Source organism: Aminobacter sp. AP02 (genome assembly GCF_003148805.1).
Taxonomy (GTDB): domain Bacteria; phylum Pseudomonadota; class Alphaproteobacteria; order Rhizobiales; family Rhizobiaceae; genus Aminobacter.
On record NZ_QGGX01000003.1, the window covers coordinates 332,489 to 348,543 of the forward strand.

At 60.9% G+C, this 16,055-nt stretch carries 18 protein-coding genes; 4 read left to right on the forward strand and 14 right to left on the reverse strand.

What is annotated here, in order from left to right; genetic code table 11:
• Positions 1-72: 72 nt before the first annotated feature.
• Positions 73-876 (reverse strand): peptidoglycan-binding domain-containing protein, encoded by an 804-nt coding sequence (locus C8K44_RS05510; protein WP_109574746.1) that lies wholly within the window; start codon positions 874-876, stop codon positions 73-75.
• Positions 851-2,626 carry a PAS domain-containing sensor histidine kinase gene (locus C8K44_RS05515; protein WP_109574747.1) on the reverse strand — a complete coding sequence of 592 codons (1,776 nt, stop codon included), beginning with the start codon at positions 2,624-2,626 and terminating at the stop codon, positions 851-853. The genes C8K44_RS05510 and C8K44_RS05515 overlap by 26 nt, the downstream gene beginning before the upstream one ends.
• 455 nt (positions 2,627-3,081) lie before the next feature.
• Here C8K44_RS05515 and C8K44_RS05520 point away from each other — a divergent pair, with 455 nt between their 5' ends.
• Both C8K44_RS05520 and C8K44_RS05525 read left to right on the forward strand, forming a co-directional pair.
• Entirely contained in the window at positions 3,082-3,426 is a 345-nt protein-coding gene (locus C8K44_RS05520; RefSeq protein ID WP_109574748.1) for a DUF5330 domain-containing protein, read from the forward strand.
• 104 nt (positions 3,427-3,530) lie between these two features.
• The gene (locus tag C8K44_RS05525) at positions 3,531-3,959 is read left to right on the forward strand and encodes a SufE family protein (RefSeq protein WP_109574749.1); all 429 of its coding nucleotides are present in this window, start codon (positions 3,531-3,533) and stop codon (positions 3,957-3,959) included.
• A 3-nt stretch (positions 3,960-3,962) separates the two neighbouring features.
• Here C8K44_RS05525 and C8K44_RS05530 read toward each other — a convergent pair whose 3' ends face one another.
• Entirely contained in the window at positions 3,963-4,763 is an 801-nt protein-coding gene (locus tag C8K44_RS05530; protein ID WP_245417369.1) for a DUF6456 domain-containing protein, read from the reverse strand.
• 1 nt (position 4,764) lies between these two features.
• Positions 4,765-5,190, reverse strand: coding sequence for a helix-turn-helix domain-containing protein (locus C8K44_RS05535; RefSeq protein ID WP_245417370.1), 426 nt, complete (start codon positions 5,188-5,190; stop codon positions 4,765-4,767).
• Positions 5,191-5,404: 214 nt separating this feature from the next.
• On the opposite strand from C8K44_RS05535, the gene C8K44_RS05540 reads away from it, so the two are divergent.
• Entirely contained in the window at positions 5,405-5,761 is a 357-nt protein-coding gene (locus C8K44_RS05540) for a cytoplasmic protein (RefSeq protein WP_348626316.1), read from the forward strand.
• A gap of 17 nt (positions 5,762-5,778) precedes the next feature.
• Here C8K44_RS05540 and C8K44_RS05545 read toward each other — a convergent pair whose 3' ends face one another.
• The 8 genes from C8K44_RS05545 to C8K44_RS05580 form a co-directional block, all read right to left on the reverse strand.
• Positions 5,779-6,204, reverse strand: coding sequence for a MucR family transcriptional regulator (locus C8K44_RS05545; RefSeq protein WP_109574750.1), 426 nt, complete (start codon positions 6,202-6,204; stop codon positions 5,779-5,781).
• 266 nt (positions 6,205-6,470) lie between these two features.
• On the reverse strand, positions 6,471-6,845 hold the full coding sequence (mnhG, locus tag C8K44_RS05550) for a monovalent cation/H(+) antiporter subunit G (protein WP_109574751.1): 375 nt from the start codon (positions 6,843-6,845) through the stop codon (positions 6,471-6,473).
• Positions 6,842-7,156, reverse strand: a complete 315-nt coding sequence (locus C8K44_RS05555) for a cation:proton antiporter (RefSeq protein ID WP_109574752.1) — start codon at positions 7,154-7,156, stop codon at positions 6,842-6,844. The genes mnhG and C8K44_RS05555 overlap by 4 nt, the downstream gene beginning before the upstream one ends.
• Positions 7,156-7,629 (reverse strand): Na+/H+ antiporter subunit E, encoded by a 474-nt coding sequence (locus C8K44_RS05560; protein WP_109574753.1) that lies wholly within the window; start codon positions 7,627-7,629, stop codon positions 7,156-7,158. The genes C8K44_RS05555 and C8K44_RS05560 overlap by 1 nt, the downstream gene beginning before the upstream one ends.
• Positions 7,626-9,188, reverse strand: coding sequence for a Na+/H+ antiporter subunit D (locus C8K44_RS05565; protein ID WP_109574754.1), 1,563 nt, complete (start codon positions 9,186-9,188; stop codon positions 7,626-7,628). Before C8K44_RS05565 ends, C8K44_RS05560 begins: the two co-directional genes overlap by 4 nt.
• A gap of 4 nt (positions 9,189-9,192) precedes the next feature.
• Positions 9,193-9,570, reverse strand: coding sequence for a Na+/H+ antiporter subunit C (locus C8K44_RS05570; RefSeq protein ID WP_109574755.1), 378 nt, complete (start codon positions 9,568-9,570; stop codon positions 9,193-9,195).
• On the reverse strand, positions 9,570-9,989 hold the full coding sequence (locus C8K44_RS05575) for a Na+/H+ antiporter subunit B (RefSeq protein ID WP_109574756.1): 420 nt from the start codon (positions 9,987-9,989) through the stop codon (positions 9,570-9,572). Before C8K44_RS05575 ends, C8K44_RS05570 begins: the two co-directional genes overlap by 1 nt.
• A gap of 1 nt (position 9,990) precedes the next feature.
• On the reverse strand, positions 9,991-12,309 hold the full coding sequence (locus C8K44_RS05580; protein WP_281062982.1) for a putative monovalent cation/H+ antiporter subunit A: 2,319 nt from the start codon (positions 12,307-12,309) through the stop codon (positions 9,991-9,993).
• Between the two features lie 204 nt (positions 12,310-12,513).
• Here C8K44_RS05580 and C8K44_RS05585 point away from each other — a divergent pair, with 204 nt between their 5' ends.
• Positions 12,514-14,613 (forward strand): S9 family peptidase, encoded by a 2,100-nt coding sequence (locus tag C8K44_RS05585; RefSeq protein ID WP_109574758.1) that lies wholly within the window; start codon positions 12,514-12,516, stop codon positions 14,611-14,613.
• 39 nt (positions 14,614-14,652) lie between these two features.
• On the opposite strand, the gene C8K44_RS05590 is transcribed toward C8K44_RS05585, so the two are convergent.
• Positions 14,653-15,606: a cytochrome c gene (locus tag C8K44_RS05590; RefSeq protein ID WP_109574759.1), complete on the reverse strand. Its 954-nt coding sequence runs from the start codon at positions 15,604-15,606 to the stop codon at positions 14,653-14,655.
• Positions 15,607-15,616: 10 nt separating this feature from the next.
• The gene (locus tag C8K44_RS05595; protein ID WP_109574760.1) at positions 15,617-16,054 is read right to left on the reverse strand and encodes a cytochrome c; all 438 of its coding nucleotides are present in this window, start codon (positions 16,052-16,054) and stop codon (positions 15,617-15,619) included.
• Position 16,055 lies beyond the last annotated feature (1 nt).

Genomic DNA, 16,055 nt, shown 5'->3' on the forward strand with positions numbered 1-16,055 from the left:
ATCGCGATTTCGATCCGGCCTCTATAACGTCTTGCGGGCAAGGCGCACAGGCTCTCCGGTCCGAACCGGTCGTCAGTTAGTCAGGCCGATCTCGCGCATCTTGGCATAGACCGCCGGGTCTGGCTCGCCCGTTTCAGGTAGACCGAACAGCGCCTGGAATTCGCGGATCGCCGCTTTTGTCCTTCCGCCGGGCACCCCATCGATCTCGATGCCGTCATTGCCGAAGGCCTTCAGTCCAGCCTGAATTTTCATGATCCGGGCGCTGGCGCCGGCATCGCCCATCGGCTCAGCACGAACTGGCGCTGGTGCCGTTTCGGCTCGTGGCGCGGGCGCCGGGGCCGGTGTCGCCTGCGCGCGGGGCGTCGGCTTGGGAGCTATGCCAGCGGTAATCTCAGCTGCGCCCAATTGTTCAAGCAGCGACTGGTCGATCTCGCCGGTGGCCGCCAAACCGACCTTCTTCTGATAGGCCTGGATCGCACCGCGCGTAGCAGGTCCATTCAGCCCGTCGACCGTCCCATCATAAAAGGCAAGGTCCTTCAGGATGCCCTGGACCTGTTCGATCCTTGGGTCGCCCTGCGGCCGCGCAACTTCCACGGCTTCCTGCGGGCGCTCGATCTTGATCGTCGTCTCCGGCGCGTCTTCCTTCATATCGGGGAACTCGACCGTCTCGCGGGTTGAAAAGAATGCACCCTTGTGCGCATAAGGCTGGTACCACAGCGCATTCGCCGAGACGTAAAACAGCGCCACCAAAAAGGCTGTCGAGCCGCCGACCAGGACAGGATTGCGCGCAACCAGCCCGCCAAGCGCAAGCACACCCTCCTGCAACGGGCTGCGGTCATCTACGATGGGCCTAGCCTGCTTTGCGGAGCGAGCCATTGCGCATCTCCCTGTTCCTGCTGGCAGGCAACCGCATCACTTCGCCCTTCGTAGCCTCGGGACGGAATGCCGGACCTTCGATCGGCAGGCTGATGGTCACTGTGGTTCCCTGGCCAGGTGCGCTTTCGATCGACATGGTTCCGTCGTGCAGTGCGACCAGCCCCTTGACCAGCGAGAGCCCCAGGCCGGTGCCTTCGAAGCGGCGGGTGTAGTCGTTCTGCACCTGCATGAAGGGCGTGCCCAGCCTCGGCAGATCCTCCTGGGCGATGCCGATACCGGTGTCGGACACCCAAAAGTGCAGGCGCGATCCCAGCCGCTTGGCGCCGATCTCGACCCTGCCGCCTTCGGGCGTGAACTTCAGCGCATTGGACACCAGATTGATCAGCACCTGCTGCACTGCCCTGCGATCGGCCTTGACCTCGCCGGTGGCGGTGGACACTTCGACGGCCAGGTCGATTGCCTTGGCCTGTGCCTGCAGTGCCAGCATCGAGGTGCACATGTCGACAGCCTCGCGGAACCTGAACGGCTCCGGGTTGATCGCATAGCAGCCCGACTCGATCTTGGTGACGTCGAGAATCGAATTCACGACTTCGAGCAGATGCTGGCCTGAATCGCGGACGATGCCGACATATTCCTTCTGGCGCGGCTCTTGGAATCCACCGAACATCTCGTGGAGCAGCATGTCGGAGAACCCGATGATCGCGTTCAGCGGTGTCCGCAGTTCGTGGCTTACAGCGGCCAGGAAATTGCTCTTGGCAAGCTCCGCACTCTTCACCGCGTCGGCTGCCTTGGCCAACTCGTCGCGCAGGTCTGCAACCGTGTCGTTTTCGCGGACGATCGCAACAAACGACTGGCCTTCGGCCTTGATCAGATCCAGCGCAAATGGCCGGAAATTATCGCCGGAATCGCTTTCATTCTGCCGGGGCAGGCGCAAGCGCAAGTCGACCTGGCGCAGTTGGGCCCCGTCGCGCATGTCGGCCAGGGCGCAGAGATAGGCGACGCGATCCGCAACATGGATGCGATCGAAAAGGGCGGTGCCCAGCATGAGTTCCGGCTGCAGGCGCAATATCGTCCGGGACTGCTCCGACACGTCCGTCACGTCGCCATTATGGGCAACGCGCAGCACAACCGCCTGGAGCAACTTGTCCAGGGCATGGGTAGGCGCGACATCCCGTTCGACACGTTGAACCAAAAACGCACGGGCTCGTGCGGCGACAGTGGCCAGCCAGGCAACGGGCAACAGCCAATGCCATGCCGACACCGCAGCGCCTTCGGCGAATGGCAACGTGCCGAGAAAACCTTGAGACAGCAAAGCGGCAACGGCCGCAGCCGCGCCAAGAAGAGCCGCCTTGCGCGTGCGCCAGACCCACAGCGCTTCGAGTGGCAATGCAGCAACCAGCAGAGTGGCCGGCGAGGTCACCCCGCCCGCAGCAGCAATGATCGAAGCGATTGCGGCTGTTCCGACAACCAGAGATGCCAAGCCAATCTGTTTGGCCTTGCCAGTCGCGGCGACCAAGAGCGCTGCAAGCCAGCTCAGGCTGAAGGCTACGAAAATGACGGCAAAGGTGGCAGCCGCGCCGAAATTCGCCGTGACCAGGACCACGCCTGCTCCGCCCACGAGAAACGGGGCTGCCAGCAGCAAGCCGACAAGGCGCTGTTGCAACGGCCGCCCGGAGCCATCGATCGACGGATGGACCAACCGGTCGCAGCCGGCGGCGACCGCGCCGGAAAACTCACCGTATCTGGTCATGACAAAACTCAACGCTACGCACTCTTCCGTGGCTCGCTTTGCGGCTCTTCTGTAGTTGTCCCTAAAGTCTCACCGAGCCTTTAATGAAGGGATAAGGCAGGGCGACCGAAAGCCGGCCACATGGCGAATATCGGGATTGCGGCGGCGACATTCGAGAACAGTTCTCGCCATGGTAAACGGAGGGTTATTTGCCGACTTGGTGTCCGCGAATCTGCCTTGAACCTGCCGTCGTGATTTTTAGCAATTTAAATCAATTACTTACGAGTCTCGTGCCAAATTGCATGGGCGAACATACCTGCCGGTCGGGGCAGTCCGTTAAACTTTGGTGAAAAGCCTTCTCAAAATGCCATCTTTTGAAGCAAGCGCTCCTTCGCTCCTTCATGCCATTGTCGACCCAACAAGTTGCATGGCCGCCTAAAGACAAACCGGCCCCGCCAGATCACAAGAGGCTTCCCATGGGCTTTCTCATCAGGACCGCATTCTGGTTCTCGCTCGTCCTGCTGCTGTTGCCGCTCGGCACCGGCCCGGATGGCGAAAACAGCGTAAGCCCGCTGCAGGCAATCTTCGCCGCGCGCGAAGCGGTCGGCGACATTGCCGGTATCTGCGAGCGCAAGCCCGAGGTTTGCGAGACGGGCAAGGCCGCCATGCAGACCATCGGTGTCCGGGCACGCGAAAGCGCCCGTATCGCTTATGAGGCGCTCGACCAGCAGTTCGGTCAGCCTGATACCGCCACCCAGACCGGCAGCGTACCGGCGACGGACGACCTGCCGGCCATCGCGGCACCGGCTCCGGCCAATTAGCCCAGGGTTCGAACCATTGCGGCGGCCATTGCCGCTGGTCACCCGCCTCCGTTGGCTCTTTTTTTCGTGACGGGCAGCCGCGCTCCCACTATATCCAAGACATCATGACGACCTCGATCGACACCATCCGCGACGACTTCTCATTTCTGGAGGAATGGGAGGACCGCTATCGCTATGTCATCGAACTCGGCGAAGCGCTTCCGTCGTTCCCCGAAAGCGCTCAGACCGACACGAACAAGGTGCAGGGTTGCGTCAGCCAGGTCTGGCTGGTGACCCACCAGGACGACGGTGCTGATCCGGTCATCCGGTTCGACGGCTATTCAGACGCACATATCGTGCGTGGCCTGGTCGCCATCATGCTGGCGTTGTTTTCCGGTCGTCGCGCCAGCGAGATCAAGGCGATCGATGCCGAAGCAACTCTCAAGGAGCTCGGCCTCAACGAGCACCTGTCGCCGCAGCGCGCCAACGGCCTGCGCTCGATGGTCAAGCGCATCAAGCGCGACGCCGAGGCAGCACTCCACCAAGTAGCCTAAGCCTCAGCCCAGTTTCGGGCGATAGTCTGCCGCGCCCCAGTGCAGGACCTTGCGTCCACGATGGGAACCAGCGCCCGGATTGTAGTGGCGCGCCAGCACGCCCAGTGCCGATTTGAGAACGATCTTGGCCGATCGTACCGGCCAGCTACGCTCCGCCTCCACCAGTTCCAGGCCCTTGAGAAAGCAGCAGACGTCGATCAGCACCCCCGACAGTTCCGGCCCTACGGCTTCGATCGCCAGATCGACGCGTTGGCGCGCAGCAAGTGCCGCATCGGTAAGGTCGGCCACTCCACCGCCCCGCTTGCCCGACGAAACACTCGCCACCCAGTTGGCACCCATGCGCGGCATGATCTGGCCACGAGTATAGTCGGAGCGCAGCCGCTCGCCGGCCGTGAATTCACCATGGCTCAAAAACGGCTCGCCAGCTTTGGTCTTGCGCCTAACGAGTTGGCAAAGTGGCGACTCCGACAAATTGACCAGCGCTGCATGCTGCCCTGAAACGCCATCTACTATGATGGTGTCCAGATCGCGGTGCTGGCCTTGAAACCGATCGACCACGCTCGCTTCGCGCCGTGCGGCCGCCGCCCCTTCCCCCTTCAGCCGCACTATCCGCCCGCTACGGCTCACAAGGCCATCGCTTGCAAGCGCGAGGAGAACCGTCGCATCGACGGCGATCCGTTCACCTCTGTCGTTTTCGAGGATGAGCTTGCCGCTGCCTGCCGCCGAGCCACATTCGGCAGTTCCTTTGCCCAGCAGCTTGAGCACCCGGCTCCTCGCCTTGTCGTCCATCATATCCTTGCTCATCTCAGCGCTCCAACCTGTCGCGAAAGGCTGCGATTGCCACCCGTTCGGCGAGAGACACGATCCGGTCGAATTCGGCATCGTCGCGAAGGTCCTCGACTGTGTGGCAGGCATAAAGCACGGTCGTTCGGTCGCGGCCGAAACCACGCCCGACCTCGCTCATGGAGAAGCGGAAGACGACGTGAGCGACATACATCGATATCTGCCGGAGGCGGCTGATGTCGTTGCCTGTCCGTCCAAGCCGGCGCAACTCCTTGCTTGGCACGCCAAAGAGCGCCGCCATCAGCTCGATCATCGCGTCGCATCGCTCGATGACCTCGTCGCGGCGCAGTTCGGCAAGCAATTCAAGCGACGAACGTTCATCTCTGGCAACAGCTTCCCGCGCCTCGTTCTGCCGTTTTGCCAATAGTGCCGATGTGGATCCCGCCAAACTCGTTCCCCTCCATGGATAGGAATAAGTTCTTATATCTGCGACACCGCTGGGTGTGAACAAAAAATGAACACCCAGACTACAATCGGATGGCCAAGCCGTTGTAACAGTTTCACTTTTTATTTTTGCGCGAGAAAATCGCCGCAAAGTTTTTCCCCACCCTAAAAGCCACCCGCATCATTGTCCCGTCACGTCACAGCAGGCAGGGATCGCGATGCGGGATTTTTCGAGTGAAATTGCAGCGTTCAAAAGAGACAGGCTAGCAGAACTCATGGACGCCAGGCAAAGAGCCGCCTTGCAGCTCTGCTGCGGCATCGAGCTTTCGAAGGCACTGACGGGAGGGCAGAAATCCACGCTGGCCCTACTCAAGCGGCTCGAACGCGCAATCGAACGCGAACGTCTCAGGGGCGTCAATCGGCACTGGAGCTACGACCTCAACCGCCACATCGCACTCAAGCAGGTACGCGACCGGCTGAAGGGCGTGTTTCCCGATCAGCCAACGCGGCTTTCCCTTCGTCCGCGGCAGCGCCGGCCAAAACGCAATGCGGCGCCCGAAGGCGCCGCACGCTAAATAACCCTGGAAGGCCGTTACTTGGCCTTGCGCTTGCGGCCCAGGCCCATCTTCTTGGCGAGCTGCGAGCGCGCTGCCGCGTAGTTGGGCGCAACCATCGGATAGCTGGCGTCAAGGCCCCACTTCTCGCGATACTGGTCCGGCGTCATGTTGTAGTGCGTCATCAGGTGACGCTTCAGCGATTTGAACTTTTTGCCGTCTTCAAGGCAGATGATGTAGTCATCATGTACCGAGCGCTTTGGGTTGACGGCCGGCTTCTGCTTGTCGGCAGGCGGCGTCTCGGCAACATTGCCAACGCGGCCCAAGGCTGCGTGGACATCGGCGATCAGCCCCGGAAGTTCACCCACCGGGACCGGGTTGTTGCTGACGTAAGCGGCCACCACATCGGCGGTCAGTTCAATCAGCGTGTCGTTACTAGCTGCATGCGTTTCGGAAGTATCCATATGCTTCAGGCCCCAATGTGACTGGCTGTTTTTTTGCCCGATATTTCGACCGGGGTGCGACGCGTTCTTGTATCGCAATTTGCCACTACGACTCGCGTTCCAGCACTTTAATGAGCCTGTCTCAATAACAAGTCAATTCACTATTCTTTGCGAATACAAGAACAATGAGTTCAACACTTCTCTAACAAATGAACCTGTTTGATAGGACGATGCCATCAATCGAGATCAAGTTACGCAACGCCGTAAGTTGTCGCGAAGGGTCATTGTCAGCGGTCAGTTACAAGAGGATCATTCTTCTTTGCCGAATGGACAGTTGCCCCCAGATCGTCGCTCACCGAGCCGCCCCACATGCGATATCCGGCAGAATATGCCGCTTTGGCAAGCAAATGAGCAGAAATCGGCGCCGTCAACAGAAGGAACAAGACGCCAGCCAGCGCGCGAAGTGCTGTGGCGGATTCACCAATATGCACGGCAAGTCCAATCAACATCAGGCACGAACCAACCGTTCCCGCCTTCGAGGCGGCATGCATGCGTGTATAGATATCGGGAAGGCGCAACAAACCTATGGATGCCGTCAGCGCAAACAACGCGCCGATCACGACAAGAGTTCCGGCAACATAATTACCAACACCGTCAATCATGACTGCTCCTCCTGAGCTTCCTCTTTCTTGGCGTCGGCGCCACCGCTCATCACAAAACGTGCGAAGGCAACAGTGGCCAGGAACCCGACAAGGCCGAGCGCGATAGCGATGTCGACATAAAGCGTGAAGCCGGTGCGCAAGCCGAGAACGGCAATGAAACCAATCGCTACAGCAACAAGCATGTCGAGCGCGAGGATCCTGTCAGGCAGTGATGGCCCCTTCACGACACGCACCACCACCAGAAGAAACGAGATGGTGATCGCGCCGAGCGCGAAGTTCGCGCACATGTTGAGGAAAGCAGCTCCAGTCATCACCTGAATGCCTCCAGTATTCTGCGCTCGAACCCCTGGCTGATATCGCGCCGTGCCTGTTCGGGGTCCGAGCAATCCATGCCGTGCACGAAAAGCGTGCGCCGGTCGTCGGAGACATCGACCGACAATGTGCCGGGCGTCAATGTGATCAGATTGGCGAGCAAGGTGATTTCGAAATCCCGGTCGACCTTCAACGGATAGGCAAAGATGCCGGGCTTGATATCCATGCGCGGTGACAGGACCAGCCTGGCCACCCGGAGGGCGGACAGGAGCAATTCCTTGATGAAGAGGCCGATAAGCAGAAGCAACGCCCAAGGCCGAATGACTGTCCTTGTCGCTAGTCGCTGATCGCGCACCAGAAACAGGACAATCCAGCCAATCGCAAAGCCAAAGACCAGGTTGGGAATCGAGTAGCTGCCCGAAATGGCGACCCAGATCAGGGCCAGTATCAGTTCGTTGCGGTACGGGATCATGATCCGCCTCCCCCGGGGAAGACCGCGCGAACGTAGGACGAAGCGTCGAGCAGCCCACTCGCCGCAGTCCCCGAGACACGAACGAACGGCTCGGGCATGACGCCCATAGCCAGCATCGCCAAGGTCAGGATCACCACGGCGCAACAACCCATTATCGACATTGATCCGCCGGCCACTGCTTGAACACCGGCAATTTCGGTGCGCCAGAACGCAAGGATGAACACACGCCCGAGCGCGATGGTGGCAAGGAATCCGCTCAGCAAGATGGCCGCAGCGATCTGCCAGGCGCCGCTGTCAAGCGCGGCCCTGACCAACATAACCTTGGGCCAAAGCCCCGATCCTGGTGGCAGGCCGGCCACCGCAAGCGAGATGATGAAGGCGAGCAAGGTGAGAAACGGACTTGCTCCGTACAGACCAGACAGCTGGTGAAGCGAAAAACTGCCGCCGCGCTGGCGCACCAGGCCTCCCAGCAGATAGAGCGCCGACAATGCCGGCATCGAATGCAAAGCGTAGAATATCGCCCCTGAAAGGCCGCCATTTCCGCCGAGCGCGATGCCTGCGAGCATGGTGCCGACGCCCGAAATAACGAGGAAGCCGGCAATCCTGCGGATATCGGACTGCGCCAAGGCACCGAGCGCGCCAAGCAGCATCGTCGCTACCGCGACCCAGCCGATCACCCCTGCGAGTGCGACGCCTTCGACGGCAAAGATCATCACCAGAATGCGCAGCAACGCATAGATGCCAACCTTGGTCAAAAGTCCGCCGAACAGCGCGCCAGTGATCGCAGGTGGTGTGTGGTAGGAGGCCGGCAGCCAGAAATTGACCGGAAAGGCAGCGGCTTTCATGGCGAAAGCGAGCAGGAATAGCGACGCCAGCGTCATCAGCGGGGCTGCATCACCGATCTGCCCGGCCTTTGTCGCCAGATCGGCCATGTTGAGGGTACCGAAGGTTCCGTAGAGATAGCCTGTCGCGATCAAGAACAACGTCGTACCGACCAGATTGAGGATCGCATATTTGGTGGCGCCGTCGATCTGCGACTTCTCGGACCCCAGGATCAGCAACCCGAAGGACGAGATCAAAAAGACCTCGAACCAGACATAGAGATTGAAGACGTCTCCCGTCAGGAAAGCGCCGCTGACACCAGCCATCATCAGAAGCAGGAACGGATAAAAGCCGTAACGCCGGCCGGTCGCATCGACGTCTCGCACGGAACTGACGCAACAGCAGACTGCGACGATCGACGCGGTCAGCGAAAACACCGCACCCAGCGCATCGACCGTAAAGGAAATGCCAAAAGGCGGCAGCCAGCTTCCCATCGTCATCGACACGGGACCTTCGGCCAGCACACGTCGCAGCAAGAGACCATTCGCGCCGACCAGGACCGCGAGCACCGCGACCGACAGCACCGCGTGCCAACGCACGCTGTGCCGGATCATCAGAAGCACCGCACCGGCAAGGATGGGCAGCAAAACAGGAGCAATGACCAACCAGTCGGCCGCAGGCACGGGTGCCGCAATCATCGCCGCGGTCTTGTCGATGATCTCGCCTTGCACAGCCATAGACTCAGTACCCCATCGGCGGCAGGCCGTCAGCGACGGGCTCGGCAACACGCATGCCGTCGGTGTCGTCAGTCCCGATCTGCTGGTAGGCGCGGTAGGCCAGCACCAGAAGGAAGGCAAAGAACGAAAATGAAATGACGATCGCCGTCAGGATCAGCGCCTGCGGCAAAGGATTGGCGACCGCACCCGCCGGCACGTCGAGGCCCTCGGCAATGATCGGCGGCACCCCGCGCATGACGCGGCCATTGGTGAAGATCAAAAGGTTCACCGCATTGCCGAACAGCACGACACCGAGCAGGATGCGGATAATGTGCCGCGACAGCATGAGGTAGATGCCCCCCGCGAAAAACAGCCCGACAAGGATAGCAAGAACGGCTTCCATCAATCGTGCTCCCGATCTTCGAGCGCGAGCGCAATCGATGTGAACGATCCCACCACGACCAGATAGACGCCGATATCGAAGATCATGACAGTCGACAGGTCTACGCTGATGCCGAAAAAGCTTGGCGCGCTCCACAATCCCGTCAGGAAAGGCACGCCGAACACAAGCGACGGAAGGCCTGCAACCGCCGCGACAAACAGCCCGAAGCCGGCAATCGCCATGGGATGGAAGTTAAGCGCACGGCGCACGGCCGGCACGCCGAAGGCGATGCCATGAATGCCGAAGGCCGATGCGGCGATAAGGCCGCCGGTGAACCCGCCACCGGGCTCGTTGTGGCCGCGCAGCAGCACGAACACCGAGAACATCAGCATGAGGCCGGTGAGATAGGGGGCAGCGGTCCTGAAGATAAGCGTCTGCATGCTACGCCTCCTCGGTCGCGGTCGCCGGCGCTTCCGTCTTTTTCGATCGGATGCGCACCAAGGCCAGGATCGCCAGGCCAGTCACCATCACCACGGCGATCTCGCCCAGCGTATCGAGGCCGCGGAAATCGACGATGATGACGTTCACGACGTTGCGTCCGTGGGCGATCGTCTTGGAATAGGCGGCAAAGAACTGCGACAGCCGGTCGTCGAACGGCAGCTGCGTCACCTTCAGGAGCAGCAGCGCGAATCCGGTGCCGCATGCGGCGGCAATTGTCATGTCGAGCAGCTTCTGTCCGAGCGGGCGGTGGTCGGTCGGTGCAAGTCTCAGTCGCGTCATCACCAAGGCCAGGATCACCACCGAAAGCGTCTCCACCATGAACTGGGTGAACGCCAGGTCCGGCGCCCCAAACAGCATGTAGAGCAAAGCGACGGCAAAGCCCTGGATGCCGAGCGAGACGATCGCCGTCAGCCGGCTGCGCGCATGGACAACAGCCGCCACGCCAATCACGGCAATGGCCAGGACACCCCATTCGTAGAAGCGGAATGCCGGCACGCTCGGCATATCGGGCAGTTCGCCAAACAACACCATCGGCACCAACAAGGCTGTAGCCACAGCAACGAAGGTGACGGTCATATAGACGTCGAGACGGCCATTGTGGATGATGCGGGTCAGACCGGCCGCGAGGCGCAACAGGCCGCGCAGCGCCTGATCGAAACCTTGGTCGGGTCCCCAGCCGATAGCCTTGAGCGAAGCAGCCATCGCGGCGCGCAGCCGGTCCTGCACCAGATACGCGGCAATTCCCAATGCGATCGTCACGACCGACAACAGCAGGGGCATGCCAAGGTGCGGCACCACGGAAATCTGCACGTCGATCGCCTTGCCGGCTATGGCACTAGCGGTCGGCGACGACAGCAAGCGATGCGCCAGAGGAAACGCAAGCGACAGGCCTAGCCCCGAGAGGCCCAGAACCACCGGCCCCAGCCACAGCGCCACCGGCCCTTCATGGGCAGGTTTCGGGGTCTTGGTCGGGGCGCCCAGGAACGGCTTCAGGGCGACGACAAAGGCCACGGCGAACATCAGCGCATTGCCGACAACGACAACCGGTATAGCTACGCTATTCCAGGCGTAGGACGAGCCAAGTGCCGCATAAATCTCTTCCTTCGCTAGGAAGCCGAAGAACAAAGGCGCGCCGCCCATCGAAAGTGCCGCCATCAAGGCCGCTGCAAACGTGATGGGCATGGCGCTGCGCAAGCCGCCAAGTTTGGTCACATCACGGGTACCAGCTTCATGGTCGATGAGGCCCGCGACCATGAAAAGCGCGCCTTTGAACATCGAATGCGCGATCAGATAAAGTGACGCCGCCTCGACCGCCTTGTCAGATCCAAGGCCCGTCAACATCACCAACAGGCCGAGCGAAGCTACTGTGGTGTAGGCAAGCATCAGCTTGAGATCGGCCTGCCTGATCGCAAGCAGCGTGCCGATGGCAAGTGTTGCTCCGCCAAACAGTGGCAGGATCGTTTCCCAGGCAGCGGTGTCGCCCATGACGGGGTTGAGACGCATCACGAGATAGACGCCGGCCTTCACCATGGTTGCGGAATGCAGATATGCCGAAACCGGTGTCGGCGCCTCCATGGCGTTGGGCAGCCAGAAGTGGAAAGGAAACTGCGCGGACTTGGTGAAAGCGCCGCCGAGCACAAGGGCGAGCGCTGCGAGATAGAGCGGGCTGTCGCGCAAGATGTCGCCGGATGCGAGCAGCGACGACAGCTCGTTCACGCCAGTCACCTGGGCGATGACCAGAAGTCCGGCGAGCAGCGAAAGGCCGCCGAGACCAGTCACCAGCAGCGCCTGCAGCGCCGCGCGACGCGAAGCCTCGCGCCCATGAACGAAGCCGATCAACAGGAACGATGTGATCGATGTCAGCTCCCAATAGACGAACAGCATCAGGAACGAATCCGAGACCACCAGCCCCAGCATCGCGCCCATGAACAGCAGTATGAACGAGAAGAACCGCCCCTGCTGGGCATGCCCTTTGAGATAGCCGCCGGAATAGATGACAATCAGTGTGCCGATGCCTGAGATCAACAGCGCAAATGTCAATGACAGGCCGTCAAGGTACCAGGAAAATCTCAGACCAAGGCTCGGCGCCCAGTCAAACCCGTTCGAAACAGCAGCTCCGGAGCTCATTGTTTCGAGCATTCCGGCGAAATGTACGAATACAGTCAATGGAACAGCAGCTAGCAACCAGCCGGCATTGTGTTTCATCAAGCGAGTCAGAAGCGGAGCGACAAGCGCGCCGACAAATGGCAGCATGAGGATAAGGAAGGTCAGCGGGCGGGCCCTCTTTGCGTCTCACGTTATTTATCGCTAGGGGCATAAACGCCTAGCCACGTGGGGGCAACCCTGAACCGACCTTGTCAACGACTCGTGTCGTCGAGTTGACCAGCAATGCAACTCTGCCCTTGAACCCGCCTTGATGGGCGTGTTCATTCGCCACTTCAGATTCATCTTTTGCGAGACGCAATGACCAGACCCGCCATTTTCGCCGATATTGCCGCTCCGTCCACCGAGCGCCGCCCTGTTTCAGATACGCGGCACGGCATCACGCGCGTCGACGAATATGCCTGGCTGCGCGCCGACAACTGGCAGGAAGTGTTCCGCGACCCGAGCCAACTCGATACGGCGATCCGCAGTCACCTCGAAGCGGAAAACGACTATCAGGCCGAACTGATGGCGGATACCGTCGAGCTCAGGAAGAAGCTTTTCGAAGAAATGAAAGGCCGCATCAAGGAAGACGATTCGTCGGTACCGATGAAGGACGGCCCCTTCGCCTATGGCTCATCCTACAAGAAGGGCGGCGAGCAGCCACGATACTTCCGAATTCCAAGCGAAGGCGGTCCCGAGGAAATCATCCTCGACGGCGACAAGGAAGCCGAAGGCCATGCTTATTTCCGCTTGGGCGGGCTCGACCATTCTTCCGACCATAGCCGCCTGATCTGGGCGTTCGACGACAGGGGATCGGAGTTCTACACGCTGCGCGTCCGTGACCTGTCAAACAGCAACGAGCTTGACGACATCGTCAGCGACACCGGCGGTTCGGGCGTATGGGATGCAGCCACCTCCGGCTTCTTCTATACTCGCCTCGATCCCAATCACCGGCCTTCCAAGGTGCTTTACCACGCACTTGGCACCGACGGCGGCTCCGATCGGCTGATCTATGAAGAAACAGACCCCGGTTTCTTCATGAGTGTCGGTGGCACGCGCTCCAACGAATGGATCATGGTCTCGATCAGTGATCACGAGACATCCGAGTACCGCATCTTTCCGGCCACCGATCCGCTCGCGTCGCCCAAGCTGGTGGCTGCGCGCGAAATCGGCCTGCAATACGATCTCGAAGAAGGCGGCGACATCTTCTTCGTGCTGACCAATGCCGACGGCGCCAAGGACTTCAAGATCATGACCGCGCCGGCCAGTAATCCGGTCCGCGCCAATTGGCAGGAACTGGTCGCTCACGAGCCGGGCCGCCTCATCCTGTCGGTCATCGGCTTCAAGAATTTCATGGTGCGTCTCGAGCGCAAGGAAGGCTTGCCCCGGATTGTCGTGCATGAGCGCGCCACCGGTGCCGAGCACCACATTTCCTTCCCCGAAGAGGCGTTTTCGCTCGGGCTGTCGGGTTCATATGAATACGACACCGAAACGATGCGCTTTTCCTATTCTTCGATGACGACCCCGTCGCAGTTGTTCGACTACAACATGAGGACGCGCGAACGGGTACTGCTGAAAACCCAGGAAGTGCCATCCGGCCACAATGCGGACGACTACATCACGCGCCGTCTGATGGCCCCTGCTCCCGATGGCGAGTTGGTTCCGATCTCGCTGATCCACCACCGCGACACGGCACTCGATGGCACCGCGCCTTGCCTGCTCTATGGCTACGGCTCCTACGGCATGACCATTCCGGCATCGTTCAACACCAACTGCCTGTCGCTGGTCGACCGCGGCTTTGTCTATGCCATCGCCCATATCCGCGGCGGCAAGGACAAGGGTTATGCCTGGTACGACGACGGCAAGCGCGAGAACAAGGCCAACACCTTCACCGACTTCATCGCCGCGGCTCATCACCTGGTCGCGGAACGCTACACAGCCCACGACCGCATCGTCGCCCAAGGCGGCTCGGCCGGGGGCATGCTGATGGGGGCGGTCGCCAACATGGCGCCGGAAGCATTTGCCGGTATCATCGCCGAAGTGCCCTTCGTCGACGTGTTGACAACCATGCTCGACGACACCTTGCCGCTGACGCCGCCGGAATGGCCTGAATGGGGCAATCCGATCGCCTCGGAGGCGGACTATGAGACCATCGCCGCCTATTCGCCTTATGACAACGTCGCAGCCCTCGACTACCCGCCGATCCTGGCGGTCGCAGGGCTCACCGATCCGCGCGTGACCTATTGGGAGCCAGCCAAATGGGCTGCGCGCCTGCGTGAACGCAAGTCGGGCAACAGTCCGGTTCTTTTCAAGATCAACATGGATTCCGGCCACGCCGGTGCTTCGGGCCGCTTCTCACGGCTTGAGGAGATCGCCTTCAACTACGCTTTTGCGTTGAAGGTGACCGGGCGCGCCTGACCACACGAAGAGAGCCGGGGCGCAATGCCCCGGCCTCGCTCAACCTGTCGGCTTCGGCTGCGACCCCGAAAACCCGTTGGCACGCCCTGGGATCGCCTTGAGATAGGCAGCGATCGCTTCTCGGTCTTCGGCGGTCAGCCTGGCCATGTTCTTCTGCACTTCGACCATCGTGCCGCCGACCGAATCGAATTCCGGCGTGAACCCGGTTTCGAGATAGCTGGCGATATCGCTTTCAGACCAGCCGCTCATGTCGCGCCCTTCCGGCGTGATATTGGGCACGACACCGTCGCCTTCGGCTGCCTTTGCACCCGCCAGCCATTGGGCATTCTCGGGTCCGCCGGCGAAGCTGCGCGGCGTATGGCATTCGCCGCAATGCCCGGCACCTTCCACCAGGTTGCGCCCGTGCAAGACCTTTTCCGGTGTTCCGGCGGCCAAGGCGACGACGGGTTCATCGCTGAGGTAAAGCTGCTTCCAAAGCCCGATCCCCCGGCGGATGTTGAACGGAAAGGCAAGATCATGATCAGGCGCCTTGCCAGCGATGGGCGGCAGCGTCGTCATGAAGGCGTAGAGGTCGGCGACGTCGGCCGGCTTCATGCGGGCGTATGACGTATAGGGGAACGCCGGATAAAGGTGCTGGCCGTCTCGCGCCACGCCCTTGAGCATCGCGTTGGCGAAGTCCTCGAGCGACCAGCCGCCGATGCCGTCTTTGGCGTCAGGAGAGATGTTTGGCGCAACAAAGGTGCCGAATTGCGTCTTGAGTTCGACGCCGCCCACCAACTGCAAGCGCGCGTCGCCCTCGGATTTTGCCTTGGCGTGGCATGAGGCGCAGCCGCCAGCGTCGAAGATGCGCTGGCCACGGGTCGCGTCCCCAGTCCCTAGTGCAGCCAGTGTCTCCGCTCCCAACTTCTCGGGAACTGTCAGCCACCAGAAAGCTGCGGCCCCGGCGCCGCCAAGCGCCAGAGCCGCGATTGCGAGTTTCCTGAGAACAGCCATCCGCTAAAGGTCAGCCCTTCTTCACGCGGAAAGCTTCATGGCAGGTGCCGCAGGTCTGGCCAATCGCGCCGACCTGCGCTTTCAATGCGTCAAGATCCTGGGCCGGATTTGCGACCGCAGCGGCAGTGACGGCCTTGAACTTGTCGACTTGAGCCTGGAACCCAGCTGGGTCCTCCCAGATTTTCGGGGAGGCTGTGGTATCGCCCTTGTCGCTGCCGGCGGGGAATGACGCGGCAACGTCGATCTTTTGGACATTGTTGTTGAGCGCCGTCAAAGCCGCCAGGACGGCGGCGGCATCGAACGGGGTTTCGCCCTTCACCATCTTCACCAGCGTGCCGACATCCTTGGCATTTTCCTTCATGACCGCCTGGCGATCGGCAATCACGTCGGCAAATGCTGCAGTAGTAGCAAGCGCAAGCGCTGCAACGGCAAATACGAGCTTTCTCATT